This window comes from Pseudomonas sp. VD-NE ins, assembly GCF_031882575.1.
Taxonomy (GTDB): Bacteria; Pseudomonadota; Gammaproteobacteria; order Pseudomonadales; family Pseudomonadaceae; genus Aquipseudomonas; species Aquipseudomonas fluorescens_BZ.
Window position 1 is genome coordinate 1,824,270 of the sequence record NZ_CP134772.1, and the last position, 15,673, is coordinate 1,839,942.

General features: G+C 58.9%; 14 protein-coding genes. 11 read left to right on the top strand and 3 right to left on the bottom strand.

Annotation, left to right across the window (positions count from 1 at the left end; translation table 11 throughout):
• Window positions 1-160: 160 nt before the first annotated feature.
• A complete protein-coding gene (locus tag RMV17_RS08015; protein ID WP_311886209.1) occupies window positions 161-520 on the bottom strand; it encodes a DUF6124 family protein in 360 nt (119 codons plus the stop codon).
• Between the two features lie 539 nt (window positions 521-1,059).
• On the opposite strand from RMV17_RS08015, the gene RMV17_RS08020 reads away from it, so the two are divergent.
• On the top strand, window positions 1,060-1,347 hold the full coding sequence (locus RMV17_RS08020) for a hypothetical protein (RefSeq protein ID WP_311886210.1): 288 nt from the start codon (window positions 1,060-1,062) through the stop codon (window positions 1,345-1,347).
• A 60-nt stretch (window positions 1,348-1,407) separates the two neighbouring features.
• Here RMV17_RS08020 and RMV17_RS08025 read toward each other — a convergent pair whose 3' ends face one another.
• Window positions 1,408-1,773 (bottom strand): DUF6124 family protein, encoded by a 366-nt coding sequence (locus tag RMV17_RS08025; RefSeq protein ID WP_311886212.1) that lies wholly within the window; start codon window positions 1,771-1,773, stop codon window positions 1,408-1,410.
• A 750-nt stretch (window positions 1,774-2,523) separates the two neighbouring features.
• Window positions 2,524-2,883: a DUF6124 family protein gene (locus RMV17_RS08030; RefSeq protein WP_311886213.1), complete on the bottom strand. Its 360-nt coding sequence runs from the start codon at window positions 2,881-2,883 to the stop codon at window positions 2,524-2,526.
• Window positions 2,884-3,985: 1,102 nt separating this feature from the next.
• On the opposite strand from RMV17_RS08030, the gene flhA reads away from it, so the two are divergent.
• The 10 genes from flhA to motD all read left to right on the top strand — a co-directional run bounded on the left by flhA (window position 3,986) and on the right by motD (window position 15,659).
• Window positions 3,986-6,115 carry a flagellar biosynthesis protein FlhA gene (gene flhA / locus RMV17_RS08035; RefSeq protein ID WP_034151515.1) on the top strand — a complete coding sequence of 710 codons (2,130 nt, stop codon included), beginning with the start codon at window positions 3,986-3,988 and terminating at the stop codon, window positions 6,113-6,115.
• An 11-nt stretch (window positions 6,116-6,126) separates the two neighbouring features.
• Window positions 6,127-7,467: a flagellar biosynthesis protein FlhF gene (flhF, locus tag RMV17_RS08040; RefSeq protein ID WP_008077677.1), complete on the top strand. Its 1,341-nt coding sequence runs from the start codon at window positions 6,127-6,129 to the stop codon at window positions 7,465-7,467.
• 116 nt (window positions 7,468-7,583) lie between these two features.
• Complete coding sequence (fleN, locus tag RMV17_RS08045) at window positions 7,584-8,414, top strand: flagellar synthesis regulator FleN (protein WP_003222917.1); 831 nt, start codon at window positions 7,584-7,586, stop codon at window positions 8,412-8,414.
• Window positions 8,411-9,151: an RNA polymerase sigma factor FliA gene (gene fliA / locus RMV17_RS08050; RefSeq protein WP_007920004.1), complete on the top strand. Its 741-nt coding sequence runs from the start codon at window positions 8,411-8,413 to the stop codon at window positions 9,149-9,151. The genes fleN and fliA overlap by 4 nt, the downstream gene beginning before the upstream one ends.
• Before the next feature lie 166 nt (window positions 9,152-9,317).
• Entirely contained in the window at window positions 9,318-9,689 is a 372-nt protein-coding gene (locus RMV17_RS08055) for a chemotaxis response regulator CheY (RefSeq protein ID WP_161986607.1), read from the top strand.
• 18 nt (window positions 9,690-9,707) lie between these two features.
• Window positions 9,708-10,496, top strand: a complete 789-nt coding sequence (locus RMV17_RS08060; protein ID WP_034151516.1) for a protein phosphatase CheZ — start codon at window positions 9,708-9,710, stop codon at window positions 10,494-10,496.
• 54 nt (window positions 10,497-10,550) lie between these two features.
• A complete protein-coding gene (locus RMV17_RS08065) occupies window positions 10,551-12,821 on the top strand; it encodes a chemotaxis protein CheA (protein WP_311886215.1) in 2,271 nt (756 codons plus the stop codon).
• A gap of 49 nt (window positions 12,822-12,870) precedes the next feature.
• On the top strand, window positions 12,871-14,016 hold the full coding sequence (locus RMV17_RS08070; protein ID WP_108226835.1) for a chemotaxis response regulator protein-glutamate methylesterase: 1,146 nt from the start codon (window positions 12,871-12,873) through the stop codon (window positions 14,014-14,016).
• Window positions 14,016-14,756, top strand: coding sequence for a flagellar motor protein (locus RMV17_RS08075; protein ID WP_016987476.1), 741 nt, complete (start codon window positions 14,016-14,018; stop codon window positions 14,754-14,756). The genes RMV17_RS08070 and RMV17_RS08075 overlap by 1 nt, the downstream gene beginning before the upstream one ends.
• 12 nt (window positions 14,757-14,768) lie before the next feature.
• Window positions 14,769-15,659 (top strand): flagellar motor protein MotD, encoded by an 891-nt coding sequence (gene motD, locus RMV17_RS08080; protein ID WP_034151519.1) that lies wholly within the window; start codon window positions 14,769-14,771, stop codon window positions 15,657-15,659.
• The last annotated feature ends 14 nt before the right edge of the window (window positions 15,660-15,673 follow it).

Here is a 15,673-nt window from a genome sequence, read left to right on the forward strand (position 1 = left end):
ACAGGTGACGGCGGTTTTGCGACGAGTGGTCGTTTGCTGTATGAAAAAACTGCCGTTCCGGTTGATTCGGAACGGCGGTTTTTTGTCTGGAAAGCTGCGTTGCCTGTAAGTCGGCCTTCGTGAGCAAGCTCACTCCCACAGGGATCATCGTAACGGCGCTTTACTGCGGCAACTCCAGATTATCCATCACCCGATTCACCGCCAGCTCGCCGAGCATGATCAATTGCGCGATCCCCAACAACGTCCGTCGCTGTGACGCGGGTATGAGGTGGGCGAAGTCATGGGCAATGGTTCTGGCTGAGGCGAGTGTTTCGCTGGCATCGGCCAGCAGTTCCTCGTTTTTGAAGTCGGCGGTAACGGCGTACATCCGGCGGGTTTTGCGTGGCGGTGGGGTGGAGCCGGGTGGGCAGAGGTAGTGATCGAGGGCGCGGTCGGCGGCTTCGTTGAGTTTTTTTGAATCGAGGGATTCGTAGGGGGAGGTGGGGTCGGTTTCGGGTGGGTTGGGTGTTGGTTTGATCATGGTGAGACTCCGTGGTTGATTTGGCCGCCACGGCTCATCGCTAAACAAGTAAAGGTGGCGGCTGTACGCAGGTTAGCGATCCGGGTCACAGAAACCCCGGGTAGACCCGAAGGTCTCCCACGCACAGCCACCATGACGCCAAGTGCAGATAGACAAAGCTGCAATTGAGACTGGGGATTGAGCGTCTGTAAGGTATCGGATCGCTAAACCCGATCGCTGATTCGTCAGCGACCGCACCACAATAGAACCCGACCCCAAGGCGCACAAGCCGGCGGATTCTGGCTTGGCTGTAGGCAATGGCGCAAGGATTTGTAGCCTCGAAGGCGTGTCTGAAGGTGTCTTTTAAACGTTCAGTTTAAAAGGCGCAAACTCGGCCGATTTGCCGATGTTCCATCGCAATTCCTGAAGTTAGCCGCCCGTCTGAAAGCTACCTGTAACTGTCAGGTTTTACAGGTGTGGAACTGGTGCCTTTGCGATTTGATTGTTGGGTGATGCCGCACGTTTGGTGCGCACACTTCTGCGACGCAAGGGAGAAAAAAATGAAAGGTATATTCAAGAGCTATGACGAAAACACAGGTAAGGGCACGATTGTCCCTGAGGATGATGGAAACTCCCCTTCCTTCGAATTTGTGGGGGGCAGGGGGCCCCAGAATATTCACGAGGTAAGTGTTGACGAAAAAGTAACGCAGCTTGCCCGTGAGGATGAGTATTACTACTTCAACGTTCCTCAAGAACATGCACACAAGATGAACATCAAACTGGGCGCTTCAGTCGAGTTCGATCTTGTGAAAGAGGGAGCGCGAGAGGTGACGCATCTTCGTTTTTAATTCGTTTTTAAGTAGCCGATCGCTCCCACGCAGGCGTGGGAGCGTTTGCTCAAATTCTGATCAGGTCTGGTTCGGCAACTCCAGATTATCCATCACCCGATTCACCGCCAGCTCTCCCAGCATGATCAATTGCGCGATACCCAACAGCGTCCTGCGCTGCGACGCGGGTATGAGATGGGCGAAGTCATGGGCGATGGTTCTGGCCGAGGCGAGGGTTTCGCTGGCATCGGCCAGCAGTTCCTCGTTTTTGAAGTCGGCGGTGACGGCGTACATCCGGCGGGTCTTACGCGGTGGTGGCGTGGAGCCTGGTGGGCAGAGGTAGTGGTCGAGGGCGCGGTCGGCGGCTTCGTGGAGTTTTTTTGAATCGAGGGATTCGTAGGGGGAGGTGGGGTCGGTTTCGGGTGGATTGGGTGTTGGTTTGATCATGGTGAAGCTCCTTTGAAGTGGAGCCGCTACACCTGTCGCTAAACAGGAGGGGTGGCGGCTGTACGCAGGTTAGCGAACCGGTCAAAGGCACCCGGCAGACCCGAGGGTCTCCCGCATACAGCCACCATGACGAAATCGCGAAAATACAGATCCGCAACGAAGCCTGGAACGCTGATGCACCTTTGACTTGAGTTCGAGTCGCTAAACCCGATCGCTGATTCGTCAGCGACCGACCCACAATAGAACCCGACCCCAAAGCGCACAAGCCGGCGGATTCTGGCTTGGCTGTAGGCAATGGCGCAAGGATTTGTAGCCTGAAAGGCGTGTCTGGAGGTGTCTTTTAAACACCTGAGTTTAATAGGTGATTTGCGCTGACTTCACTGGCCCCTTCGCGAGCAAGCTCGCTCCCACATTTGGAATGCATTTCCCTGTGGGAGCGAGCTTGCTCGCGAATGGGCCATCCCGGTCAGCAGAAAAATCTCGATCAGTTCCCGCTATTCAAATCATTGGTTAAATAAATCTGTCCCCTTTTCATGTTTTTCCAAGAGTAAGAATGGAAAAGTAAAAATCCTCCGGTATTGAACAATCGATCGCAAAGCCGCTGAAAACCGGGCGGCGGTTTTTTATGATCGTTCCCACGCTCTGCGTGGGAATGCAGCCCGGGACGCTCCGTGTCCCTTCGAAAGCCGAACGCGGAGCGTCCGTTGAGGCATTCCCACGCAGGAGCGTGGGAACGATCATCGCGTGTCGCTACTGCGGCACCTCCAGATTATCCATCACCCGATTCACCGCCAGTTCCCCCAGCATGATCAGCTGCGCGATCCCCAGCAGCGTCCTGCGCTGCGACGCGGGTATGAGGTGGGCGAAGTCATGGGCGATGGTTCGGGCTGAGGCGAGGGTTTCGCTGGCATCGGCCAGCAGCTCTTCGTTTTTGAAGTCGGCGGTGACGGCGTACATCCGGCGGATTTTGCGTGGCGGTGGCGTGGAGCCGGGTGGACAGAGGTAGTGATCGAGGGCGCGGTCGGCGGCTTCGTGGAGTTTTTTTGAATCGAGGGATTCGTAGGGGGAGGTGGGGTCGGTTTCGGGTGGGTTTGGCGTTGGTTTGATCATGGTGAAGCTCCTATAAGAGTGGAGCCGCCCAGAACTGTCGCTAAACAGGAAGGTGGCGGCTGTACGCAGGTTAGCGAACCGGTTATAGGCACCCGGCAGACCCGAGGGTCTCCCGCATACAGCCACCATAGCGAAGTTGCAGAAATTGAATCTGCCACAAAGCATGGAGCGCTGATGCACCTATTACAGATTTGGGTCGCTAAACCCGATCGCTGACTCTTCAGCGACCGACCCACAATAGAACCCGACCCCAAGGCGCACAAGCCGGCGGATTCTGGCTTGGCTGTAGGCAATGGCGCAAGGATTTGTAGCCTTGAAGGCGTGTCTGAAGGTGTCTTTTAAACATCTGGGTTTAATAGGTGATTTGCGCTGACTTCACTGGCCCCTTCGCGAGCAGGCTCGCTTCCCACATTTGGAACGCAATCCCCTGTAGGAGTAAGCCTGCTTGCGCAGCGGTCTGTCTTGGTTTGAACGAGATCCTCAGGTTTACCTTTCGTCCGAAAGCCCGTTCAACCTGTCAGGTTTTACAGGTGTGGGAAGCGTGCCTTTGCGTTTTGATTGCTGGGTGGTGTCGCACATTGGGTGCGCCTGCTTATGCGATGGCAAAGGAGAAAGGAAATGGAATTGCGAGATAAAGATGACGTGGGTGCATTCGTAAGCTACGACGAAAACACTGGTAGGGGCACTATCTTTCCGGGAACGTACGATGAATACGTCAGAATAAAAAAGATACTTACCGGGGAAATTCTCTCACCTCACCCGGAACCTCCGATTAACCCTGACGAAAGGTGTTTTTTCTTTCTGGTCCCTGAAAGCCTAAAGCACCAATTCAACTTCAAAGTCGGTAGGAGGGTCGTATGTGATCTGGTGAAAGAAGGTTCGATGGAAGTGACAAATCTCCGCTTTTAATTTAAAGCGCAGCGGGGTTGGCAATTTTTTGATGAGATTCTGCTGACTCCGCCTTACCTGAAAATACTGCTCCCCCACCCCGCTTAACCCTCTGTATCTCATTCCTTGGCAAAAGTTGGAAAGCTTCTTGCAGTACCCGCCGTGAGCCCGCTCTGGGCGTCAAAAGTTTGCTTTAAAGGAACGGGGAAAACCGGTGGATCGCTCTCAGTTATTCAACACTGCTCGCACGAATGTTGCCGACCTCAGTCGAGGCAATCTGGGCGTGCCGTTGTTGCTGCTGGTCATGCTGGCCATGATGATGTTGCCGGTGCCGCCGTTCCTGCTCGACGTGTTCTTTACCTTCAACATCGCGCTGTCGATCGTCGTCCTGCTGGTCTGCGTGTATGCGCTGCGGCCGCTGGATTTCGCTGTGTTCCCGACGATTCTGCTGGTCGCGACGTTGTTGCGGCTGGCGTTGAACGTGGCTTCGACGCGGGTGGTGATGCTCCACGGTCAGGACGGCCACGCCGCGGCCGGTAAGGTGATTCAGGCCTTCGGCGAGGTGGTGATCGGCGGTAACTACGTGGTCGGTATCGTGGTCTTCGCGATCCTGATGATCATCAACTTCGTCGTAGTGACCAAGGGTGCCGGGCGGATTTCCGAGGTGAGCGCGCGGTTCACCCTCGATGCGATGCCCGGCAAACAAATGGCGATCGACGCCGACCTCAACGCCGGTCTGATCGACCAGAACCAGGCCAAGGCGCGCCGTCAGGAAGTCGCCCAAGAGGCCGAGTTCTACGGTTCGATGGACGGTGCCAGCAAGTTCGTCCGTGGTGACGCCATCGCCGGCCTGCTGATTCTGTTCATCAACCTCATTGGCGGCATGGCCGTCGGTATCTTCCAGCACAACATGAGCTTCGGCGATGCCGGTCGGGTTTATGCCTTGCTGACCATCGGTGACGGTTTAGTGGCGCAATTGCCATCACTGTTGTTATCGACAGCAGCAGCGATCATGGTGACCCGTGCTTCCGGTTCGGAAGACATGGGCAAGCAGATCAATCGTCAGATGTTCGCCTCGCCGAAAGCGCTGGCGGTGGCGGCCGGTCTGATGGCGGTCATGGGCCTGGTGCCGGGCATGCCGCACTTCTCGTTCCTCAGCATGGCGGCGCTGGCTGCGGGTGGCGCGTACCTGTTCTGGAAGAAGCAGAACGTCGCCAAGGTCGTGGCGCTGGAAGAGGTCAAGCGTCAGCAGGAACTGCTGCCGTCGCCGGCCCGCGCCATGGAAACCAAAGAGCTGGGCTGGGACGACGTGACGCCAATCGACATGATTGGTCTGGAAGTCGGCTATCGCCTGATTCCGCTGGTGGACCGCAATCAGGGCGGGCAGTTGCTGGCGCGGATCAAGGGTGTGCGCAAGAAGCTCTCGCAGGATCTGGGCTTCCTGATGCCGACCGTGCACATCCGCGACAACCTCGATCTGGCGCCCAGCGCCTATCGCCTGACCCTGATGGGTGTGATCCTCGCCGAAGCCGAGATCTATCCGGATCGCGAACTGGCGATCAACCCGGGCCAGGTCTACGGCACGCTCAACGGCATCAACGCCAAAGATCCGGCTTTCGGCCTGGAAGCGGTGTGGATCGAAATCAGCCAGCGTGCCCAGGCTCAATCCCTCGGTTACACGGTGGTGGATGCCAGCACCGTGGTCGCGACCCACTTGAACCAGATTCTGTACAAGCACTCCAGTGAGCTGATCGGCCACGAGGAAGTGCAGCAACTCATGCAATTGCTGGCCAAAAGCTCGCCGAAACTGGCTGAAGAGCTGGTGCCGGGCGTGGTGTCGCTGTCGCAACTGCTCAAAGTGCTGCAAGCGTTGCTCGCCGAACACGTACCGGTGCGCGACATCCGCAGCATCGCCGAAGCCATCGCCAACAACGCCGCGAAGAGTCAAGATACCGCCGCGCTGGTGGCTGCTGTGCGCGTCGGCGTATCCCGCGCCATCGTCCAAAGCATTGTAGGCACTGAGTCGGAGCTGCCTGTGATCACCTTGGAACCAAGGTTGGAACAAATATTGCTCAATAGTCTGCAGAAGGCAGGACAAGGCTCGGAAGAGGGCGTTCTGCTGGAGCCAAGCATGGCCGAGAAGCTGCAGCGTTCGCTCATCGAAGCGGCGCAGCGTCAGGAAATGCAAGGTCAGCCGGTGATCCTTTTGGTCGCCGGCCCGATCCGCGCGATGCTCTCGCGCTTTGGCCGCCTCGCAGTCCCTGGATTGCATGTGCTGGCCTACCAGGAAATACCGGACAACAAGCAAGTGACCATCGTTGCGACAGTAGGGCCCAACGGCTGAGGTAGTGGTTTATGCAAGTTAAGCGTTTCTTTGCCGCCGATATGCGTCAGGCCATGAAGCTGGTTCGTGATGAGCTGGGCGCTGATGCCGCCATCATTGGCAATCGCCGCATTGCCGGCGGTGTCGAGCTGACGGCGGCACTGGATTACAAACTGTCGGCGCTGGCGCCACGGGTTCCGAACATGGAACTCGAAGACGAGCTGCGCAAGACCCAGTCGCGCATTGTCACCGCCCAGGCCGAGTTGAGCCTGCGTGGCGAAGCCGACGGCAATAGCAATCGCCAGATTTTCGCCGGGCTGCCGTTGACGGCCGGCCTGCCGCTGACCGCCGCTGAACCGCTGAGCGAGCCGACTTACGCCGCCCCGGCGCGTCCGGCCCCGGCGCCTGCGCAGTCTTCCGGTGGTGTTGATCCGCGTGCACTGGATTCGATGCGTTTTGAATTGAACAGCCTGCGCGAGCTGATGGAAGTCCAGCTCGGCACCCTGGCCTGGAATCAGCTGCAAGGCAGCCGTCCGGCGCAAGCCAACCTGTATCGCCGTCTGCAACGTATCGGCCTGTCCGGGCCGTTGTCGCGCGATCTGCTGGCGATGATCACTGATATCGAAGAACCGCGTCAGGCCTGGCGCATGCTCCTTGCGCATCTGGCGCGGATGATTGCCGTGCCGGAAGTCGAGCCGCTGGAAGAGGGCGGTGTGATCGCCATGGTCGGCCCTGCCGGCATGGGCAAGACCACTACACTCGCCAAGCTTGCCGCGCGTTATGTGCTGAAATACGGCGCGCAGAATGTCGCGCTGGTGAGCATGGACAGTTTCCGTATCGGTGCGCAGGAACAACTGAAGACGCTGGGCCGCATTCTCAATGTGCCAGTGACTCACGTCGATCCGGGTCAATCGCTGGTGCAAGCGCTGGATCCACTGCTGCGCAAACGCGTGGTTTTGATCGATACTGCCGGCCTGCAAGCCAGCGATCCGGCCCTGCGCATGCAGCTGGAAAGTCTGGCCGGGCGTGGCATTCGCTCAAAAAATTATCTGGTCTTGGCAACCACCAGCCAGAAACAGGTTCTAACCGCCGCTTATCACAGTTACAAGCGTTGCGGGCTAGCCGGCTGCATCCTGACTAAACTGGATGAAACGGCCAGCCTTGGCGAAGTGTTGAGCCTGGCGATCAGTCATGAATTGCCGGTCGCGTACCTGACCGATGGCCCACGGATTCCGGATGATTTGCATCTGCCGCGTCGTCATCAACTGGTCAGCCGCGCCGTCAGCGTGCAAATGCAGGAAGAACCCAGCGAAGAAGCCATGGCTGACATGTTCGCTGATATCTATCACAGCCCGACCAAGCAGGTAGGCTGAGGTATTCATGAACAGTTTTTGTACCTACATCGATGGTCTGCCATGCATTGTTCCGTTTGTGAACGCGCAGCCAGTAATGTGGCCTCCGTCTATGCAAGACAAGGTAAAGAAATAACATGGGCAGCATGCATCCCGTACAGGTGATCGCGGTGACCGGCGGCAAAGGTGGCGTCGGCAAGACTAACGTGTCAGTGAACTTGTCTCTGGCGCTGGCAGAGCTTGGCCGTCGGGTCATGCTGCTGGACGCCGATCTGGGACTGGCGAACGTCGACGTTTTGTTGGGTCTGACCCCTAAACGCACACTGGCCGACGTGATCGAAGGCCGCTGCGAATTGCGCGACGTGCTGTTGCAAGGCCCCGGTGGCATTCGCATCGTGCCGGCGGCGTCCGGCACACAGAGCATGGTCCACCTGAGCCCGGCGCAACATGCCGGTCTGATTCAGGCGTTCAGCGACATCGGCGACAATCTCGACGTACTGGTGATCGACACCGCTGCGGGTATTGGTGACTCGGTAGTCAGTTTCGTACGCGCCGCGCAAGAAGTGTTGCTGGTGGTCTGCGACGAGCCGACGTCCATTACCGACGCCTACGCGCTGATCAAATTGCTCAACCGCGATTACGGCATGAACCGCTTCCGCGTCCTCGCCAACATGGCGCAGAGCCCGCAGGAAGGGCGCAACCTGTTCGCCAAGTTGACCAAGGTCACGGATCGCTTCCTCGACGTCGCTCTACAATACGTCGGCGCCGTGCCTTACGACGAAAGCGTGCGTAAAGCGGTGCAGAAGCAGCGTGCGGTCTATGAAGCCTTCCCGCGTTCCAAGTGCGCGCTGGCGTTCAAGGCCATCGCGCAGAAGGTCGACACCTGGCCGCTGCCCGCCAACCCGCGCGGCCACCTTGAGTTTTTCGTCGAGCGCCTCGTGCAGCAAACGGCAGGGCCCGTGCTATGACCGCAAGCGGTATGAACTACTACAAGAAGTCGGCACGTGACGCGCAGTACGAACTGATCGAGCGTTACGCGCCACTGGTCAAACGCATTGCCTACCACTTGCTGGCACGCTTGCCGGCGAGTGTGCAGGTTGAAGATTTGATCCAGGCCGGGATGATCGGTCTGCTCGAAGTCTCGACCAAATATGACGCCAGCAAAGGCGCCAGTTTCGAAACGTACGCGGGCATTCGAATCCGCGGCGCGATGCTCGACGAAGTGCGCAAAGGGGACTGGGCGCCACGCTCGGTTCACCGCAATACCCGGATGGTCAGCGACGCGATTCGCTCAATTGAAGCTAAAACCGGCCGTGATGCTAAAGATCACGAGGTTGCGGCCGAACTCCAATTGAGTCTCGACGATTACTACGGGATTTTGAATGACACCTTGGGCAGCCGCCTGTTCAGTTTCGACGACCTGCTGCAGGACGGCGAACACGAAGGGCTGCACGAGGATGGCGCGAGTGCTCATCTTGAGCCGTCACGCGATCTGGAAGATGAACGTTTCCAGGCAGCGCTGGCGGACGCGATTGCCAATTTGCCGGAGCGTGAGCGACTGGTGTTGGCGCTGTACTACGACGAAGAGCTGAACCTCAAGGAGATCGGTGAAGTCCTTGGCGTCAGTGAATCGCGGGTCAGCCAGTTACACAGCCAGTGCGCGGCCCGTTTGCGGGGGCGTTTGGGGGAGTGGCGAGCGCGCTGAAGGCAGTGTGGGGACACTGCGAACGAGGCTGGTGCGGTGATGAACGGCACCGGTCTTGCTCTGTTGTGCTCCAGACAGTCTTCGAGTGCTGCGCCGATTGATTGAAGTGGCGCGTCCAGGTGCTGGGCGCGTTTAAGACTGCTTGGAGGTCGAATTGAACAAAGACATGAAAATCCTCATCGTTGATGACTTCTCAACGATGCGGCGGATCATCAAGAACCTGCTGCGTGATCTTGGGTTCACCAACACCGTCGAGGCTGACGATGGCGTGACTGCCATTCCAGTGCTCAACAGCGGAAGCATCGACTTTCTGGTAACAGACTGGAACATGCCGGGCATGACCGGTATCGACCTGCTGCGCCACGTGCGTGCCGATGAAAAACTCAAGCACCTGCCAGTGCTGATGGTGACTGCAGAAGCCAAGCGCGAGCAGATCATTGAAGCCGCTCAGGCCGGTGTAAACGGCTACGTAGTCAAACCTTTCACGGCTCAGGCGTTGAAAGACAAAATCGAGAAGATTTTCGAACGCATCGGCTGATGAACGCGCGGGGGAGCTATGGAGCATAACGAATCTTCACAGGGCGATTTCGAGTCGACCCTGAAAAAACACGCGGTCGAACTGGTCGAAAGCCTTGAAAAAGGCAGGTTCGGCGACGCTGTGCAACTGATCCATGAGCTCAATCAGACCCGTGACCGTGGCCTGTACCAGGAAGTGGGCAAGCTCACACGTGAATTGCACAGTGCGATCGTCAACTTCCAGATCGATCCGAACATGCCGCAGGCCGAGGAAGTGTCGCAAATCACCGACGCCACCGAACGCCTGGGCTATGTGGTCAAGCTGACAGAGGCCGCGGCCAACCGCACCATGGATCTGGTGGAAAGCGCCACGCCGGTGGTCAATGGTCTGGCTGACGAAGCCCAGACGTTGAGCGCCGATTGGGGCCGCTTCATGCGTCGCGAGGTCGGGGCTGAAGAGTTCCGTGAACTGGCGCGCCGGGTCGACGGTTTTCTGTCACGCAGCAGCACGGACAACCGTGCGGTGTCGAGCAATCTCAACGACATCCTGCTGGCCCAGGATTACCAGGACCTCACCGGTCAGGTGATCAAGCGTGTGACCCAACTGGTCACCGAAGTCGAAAGCAATTTGCTCAAACTCGTGCTCATGGCCAGTCAGGTCGACCGCTTTGCGGGCATCGAACATGACCGCGCCGCGATGCTTGCAGAAAAAGATCCACAAAAACATCTCTCGCAGGGTGAAGGTCCGCAGATTCATGCCGATAAACGAGAAGACGTTGTGTCCGGTCAGGACGATGTGGACGATTTGTTATCCAGCCTCGGGTTCTAGAGTTTTGGAATTTTAGGTTTTTTGGGTTTTTAGACCTGTAGGAGCACCCCATTAATGAGCTTCGGCGCCGATGAAGAGATCCTTCAGGATTTCCTGGTTGAGGCCGGCGAGATTCTTGAGCAACTGTCCGAACAACTGGTCGAGCTGGAAAGCCGTCCGGATGACGCAGATCTGCTCAACGCAATTTTTCGCGGTTTCCACACTGTAAAAGGGGGCGCCGGCTTCCTTCAGCTCAATGAGCTGGTGGAGTGCTGTCACATCGCCGAAAACGTGTTCGACATCCTGCGCAAGGGTGAACGTCGCGTTGATGCAGAACTGATGGACGTTGTCCTCGAAGCGCTGGACGCGGTGAACAGCATGTTCACTGAGGTTCGTGAGCGTGCGCCGATCACCGCGGCCACCCCGGAACTGCTGGCCGCCCTGGCGCGTCTGGCCGAACCGCAATCGGCGGACACAGCCCCGGCTTCGCCAGTGGCCGAGATGATCGAAGAACTGGTCGTCGAAGGCGACGCGTCGGGCGACATCACCGATAACGAATTTGAACAGCTGTTGGACTCGCTGAACGCCGTCAAGGCTGAAGCCGAAGCCCCGGCCGCTGCTGCCCCTGTGCAAACGGCCGCTGAAGCCGCGAGCGATGAAATCACCGATGCCGAGTTCGAGTCTTTGCTCGATCAACTGCACGGCAAGGGCCAGTTTGCGGTGGACGCGGTTGCGCCAGCGGCGGCAGCCCCTGCGGCTCCGGCCAAGGGCGACAGCTCTGATATCACCGACGACGAATTCGAAGCCCTGCTCGATCAGTTGCATGGCAAGGGCAACTTTGCCGTCGATGCGCTGGAGTCGGCGATTGCGTCGGCACCTGCGCCAGCCGCACCGGTTGCTGCGGCGGCCGGTAGCGATCTGATCAGCGATCACGAGTTCGAATCGCTGCTCGACGAATTGCACGGCAAAGGCAAGTTCTCCGAAGTCGGCACCGCCGCTGCTGGCAGAGCTTCGACCGTCACCACACCGGCTGCCAAGGCACCGGCCGCTGCTGCAGCGCCCAAGCCTGCTGCCAAGCCTGAGCCGAAAGCCGAAGCGCCAAAACCGGCCGCCGCTGCTGCACCGGCTCCGGCCCGTGCGCCGGCAACACCGCCACCGGAAAAACCGGCGAGCGAAGCCGAAACCACCGTGCGCGTCGACACGGCACGTCTCGACGAAATCATGAACATGGTTGGCGAGCTGGTGCTGGTGCGTAACCGTCTCGTGCGTCTGGGCCTGAACAGCGGCGATGAAGCCATGCAAAAGGCCGTGTCGAACCTCGACGTGGTCACGGCTGACTTGCAGACCGCCGTTATGAAGACGCGGATGCAGCCAATCAAGAAAGTCTTCGGGCGCTTCCCGCGTCTGGTTCGAGATCTGGCGCGTCAGCTCAAGAAAGAGATCAACCTGGAACTGGTGGGTGAAGAAACCGACCTCGACAAAAACCTTGTCGAGGCCCTGGCCGACCCGCTGGTCCACTTGGTGCGCAACGCCGTCGACCACGGCATCGAGTCGCCGGAAGAACGCGAAGCGTCGGGCAAGGCCCGTGGCGGTCGCGTGGTACTGGCAGCCGAGCAAGAGGGCGACCATATCCTGCTGTCGATTTCCGATGACGGCAAAGGCATGGACCCGAACGTCCTGCGCGCCATTGCGGTAAAACGCGGCGTGATGGACAAGGACGCGGCCGATCGCCTCAGCGATACCGAGTGCTACAACCTGATTTTCGCCCCGGGTTTCTCGACCAAGACCGAGATCTCCGACGTGTCCGGCCGCGGTGTCGGCATGGACGTGGTGAAGACCAAGATTTCCCAGCTCAACGGTTCGATCAACATTTACTCGACCAAGGGCCAGGGCTCGAAGATCGTCATCAAGGTGCCGCTGACCCTCGCGATCATGCCAACCCTGATGGTGATGCTCGGCAATCAGGCGTTTGCGTTCCCGTTGGTCAACGTCAACGAAATCTTCCACCTCGACCTGTCGACCACCAACGTCGTCGACGGTCAGGAAGTGGTGATCGTGCGGGACAAGGCGCTGCCATTGTTCTACCTCAAGCGCTGGCTGGTCAGCTCCGCCGCTCACGAAGAGCAGCGTGAAGGCCACGTGGTGATCCTTTCGGTGGGCACTCAGCGGATCGGCTTCGTCGTCGATCAACTGGTCGGTCAGGAAGAAGTGGTCATCAAGCCATTGGGCAAAATGCTGCAGGGCACTCCGGGCATGTCCGGCGCCACCATTACCGGTGACGGCCGCATCGCGCTGATTCTCGATGTTCCAAGCATGCTCAAGCGTTACGCCGCACGGCGTATTTGAATCCGGGGCGGCGGGGCGATAACGTCCCGCCGCACCTAATGGAGTGTTTATGGCAGTCAAAGTCCTGGTGGTGGACGATTCGGGTTTTTTCCGCCGCCGCGTCTCGGAAATTCTTTCTGCGGATCCGAGCATTCAGGTGGTCGGCACCGCAACCAACGGTAAAGAGGCGATTGATCAGGCGCTGGCGCTCAAGCCGGACGTGATCACCATGGACTACGAGATGCCGATGATGGACGGCATCACGGCAGTGCGGCACATCATGCAGCGCTGCCCGACCCCGGTGTTGATGTTCTCCTCGCTGACCCACGAAGGCGCCCGGGTCACCCTCGATGCGCTGGACGCCGGCGCGGTGGATTTCCTGCCGAAGAATTTCGAAGACATCTCGCGTAACCCAGAGAAGGTCAAGCAACTGTTGTGCGAAAAGGTCCATAGCATTTCGCGCAGTAACCGTCGTTTCAGTGCTTACAGCGCACCTGCGCCAGTAGCTGCTCCTGCGCCTGCACCGACCCCAGCTGCGTCCAGCTTCAGCAGCCACAGCAGTCACAGCACCAGTGCGCCAACGCGTCCGGCTCCAGCTCCAGCGCCAACTCGCGCCCCGGCCGCCAGCGCGTCGTCGCCGGCGCCGAAACGCAAGGCCTACAAACTGGTTGCCATCGGTACTTCAACTGGCGGCCCAGTGGCCCTGCAACGCGTGCTGACTCAGTTGCCAGCGAACTTCCCGGCACCGATCGTGTTGATCCAGCACATGCCGGCGGCGTTCACCAAGGCCTTCGCCGAGCGTCTCGACAAGCTCTGCCGCATCAGCGTCAAGGAAGCCGAGGATGGCGACATCCTGCGTCCGGGCCTGGCGTTGCTCGCGCCGGGTGGCAAGCAAATGATGATCGACGGCCGTGGCGCGGTGAAAATCCTCCCGGGCGACGAGCGTCTGAACTACAAGCCGTGCGTGGACATCACCTTCGGTTCGGCGGCGAAATCCTACGGCGACAAAGTTCTGGCGGTGGTGTTGACCGGCATGGGCGCCGACGGCCGTGAAGGCGCGCGTCTGCTCAAGCAGGGCGGCAGCGCCGTGTGGGCGCAAGACGAAGCTAGTTGCGTGATCTACGGCATGCCAATGGCCATCGTCAAAGCTGACCTCGCCGACGCGGTGTACAGCCTCGACGACATCGGCAAACACATTGTCGAGGCGTGTATCTGATGGATGTTTTAAGCCTTATCGGGATCATCATGGCGTTCGTCGCCATCATCGGTGGTAACTACCTTGAAGGTGGTCATCTCGGTGCGCTGGCCAACGGCCCGGCGGCATTGATCGTACTGGGCGGCACCATCGGTGCCGCACTGCTGCAATCGCCGATGAGCGCGTTCAAGCGCGCCATGCAGATCCTCGCCTGGATTCTGTTTCCGCCACGGGTCGATCTGGCCGGTGGCATTGATCGCGTCGTCAACTGGAGTCTCACCGCGCGCAAGGAAGGCCTGCTGGGCCTTGAAGGCGTGGCCGATGCCGAACCCGACAATTACTCGCGCAAAGGCTTGCAATTGCTGGTCGACGGTGCCGAGCCGGAAGCGATCCGTAGCATCCTCGAGGTGGATTTCTACACCCAGGAAGCCCGCGACATCGAAGCCGCAAAAGTCTTTGAAAGCATGGGCGGCTACGCGCCAACCATCGGCATCATCGGTGCGGTGATGGGCCTGATCCATGTGATGGGTAACCTCGCGGATCCAACACAACTGGGCAGCGGCATCGCCGTGGCGTTTGTCGCGACCATTTACGGCGTGGCCAGTGCCAACCTGGTGTTGCTGCCGATTGCCGCCAAGCTGAAGTCAATTGCGTTGCGGCAGTCGCGTTATCGCGAAATGTTGTTGGAAGGGATCCTGTCGATCGCCGAAGGTGAAAACCCTCGCTCCATTGAGTTGAAGCTGCAAGGCTTCATGGATTAAGGGAATAACCTCATGGCTCGTCGCAGGCATCAGGAAGAACACGTCAACCACGAGCGCTGGCTCGTGTCCTACGCGGATTTCATCACGTTGCTGTTCGCGTTCTTCGTGGTGATGTACTCGATTTCGTCGATCAACGAAGGCAAGTACAAGGAAATTTCCGAAGCGCTGGTCGGCGTATTCAAAGACTCCGACCGCGCGCTCAAACCGATCCCGATTGGCGACGAGCGGCCGAAAACCGTGACCCCGGCCAAGCCGCTGGTCAAGGACGCCGAGCAGATCGACGCCGGTATCGCCGGCGCCAGCGATCCGCTGAAAAGCATCGCCGATGACATCAGCGCTGCGTTCGGCGACTTGATCAGTTCCAACCAGATGACCGTGCGCGGCAACGAACTGTGGGTCGAGATCGAGCTCAACTCCAGCCTGTTGTTCGGCAGCGGCGACGCCATGCCGAGTGACATCGCCTTCAACATCATCGACAAGGTTGCGGCGATTCTGAAACCGTTCGACAACCCGATTCACGTCGAAGGCTTCACCGATGATCAACCGATCCGCACCGCGCAGTACCCGACCAACTGGGAGCTGTCCTCGGCGCGTTCGGCGAGCATCGTGCGCATGCTGGCGATGCAGGGTGTGAACCCTGGCCGATTGGCATCGGTGGGTTACGGCGAGTTTCAACCGGTGGCCAACAACGCTACCGCTGAAGGCCGAGGGAAAAACCGCCGGGTGGTTCTGGTGGTCTCGCGAAATCTCGATGTACGGCGCAGCCTCACGGGCACCGGAACCGCTAACGCGCAACCGGACGCTGCATTGAAGCGGGCTGGCACACAAACTGCACCGACCCCGGTCAAGACGCCGGGACGCGAGAGTGCCGTCAATTCTCCGTCACCCGCATTAACACGCTGAGCTATGTCTCGGTC

What these genes read in the sequence shown, in the direction of transcription:
- RMV17_RS08015 (WP_311886209.1), bottom strand. Translation starts at nt 520, where the DNA reads ATGATCAAACCAACACCCAACCCACCCGAAACCGACCCCACCTCCCCC.
- RMV17_RS08020 (WP_311886210.1), top strand. Translation starts at nt 1,060, where the DNA reads ATGAAAGGTATATTCAAGAGCTATGACGAAAACACAGGTAAGGGCACG.
- RMV17_RS08025 (WP_311886212.1), bottom strand. Translation starts at nt 1,773, where the DNA reads ATGATCAAACCAACACCCAATCCACCCGAAACCGACCCCACCTCCCCC.
- RMV17_RS08030 (WP_311886213.1), bottom strand. Translation starts at nt 2,883, where the DNA reads ATGATCAAACCAACGCCAAACCCACCCGAAACCGACCCCACCTCCCCC.
- flhF (WP_008077677.1), top strand. Translation starts at nt 6,127, where the DNA reads ATGCAAGTTAAGCGTTTCTTTGCCGCCGATATGCGTCAGGCCATGAAG.
- fleN (WP_003222917.1), top strand. Translation starts at nt 7,584, where the DNA reads ATGGGCAGCATGCATCCCGTACAGGTGATCGCGGTGACCGGCGGCAAA.
- fliA (WP_007920004.1), top strand. Translation starts at nt 8,411, where the DNA reads ATGACCGCAAGCGGTATGAACTACTACAAGAAGTCGGCACGTGACGCG.
- RMV17_RS08055 (WP_161986607.1), top strand. Translation starts at nt 9,318, where the DNA reads ATGAAAATCCTCATCGTTGATGACTTCTCAACGATGCGGCGGATCATC.
- RMV17_RS08060 (WP_034151516.1), top strand. Translation starts at nt 9,708, where the DNA reads ATGGAGCATAACGAATCTTCACAGGGCGATTTCGAGTCGACCCTGAAA.
- RMV17_RS08065 (WP_311886215.1), top strand. Translation starts at nt 10,551, where the DNA reads ATGAGCTTCGGCGCCGATGAAGAGATCCTTCAGGATTTCCTGGTTGAG.
- RMV17_RS08070 (WP_108226835.1), top strand. Translation starts at nt 12,871, where the DNA reads ATGGCAGTCAAAGTCCTGGTGGTGGACGATTCGGGTTTTTTCCGCCGC.
- RMV17_RS08075 (WP_016987476.1), top strand. Translation starts at nt 14,016, where the DNA reads ATGGATGTTTTAAGCCTTATCGGGATCATCATGGCGTTCGTCGCCATC.
- motD (WP_034151519.1), top strand. Translation starts at nt 14,769, where the DNA reads ATGGCTCGTCGCAGGCATCAGGAAGAACACGTCAACCACGAGCGCTGG.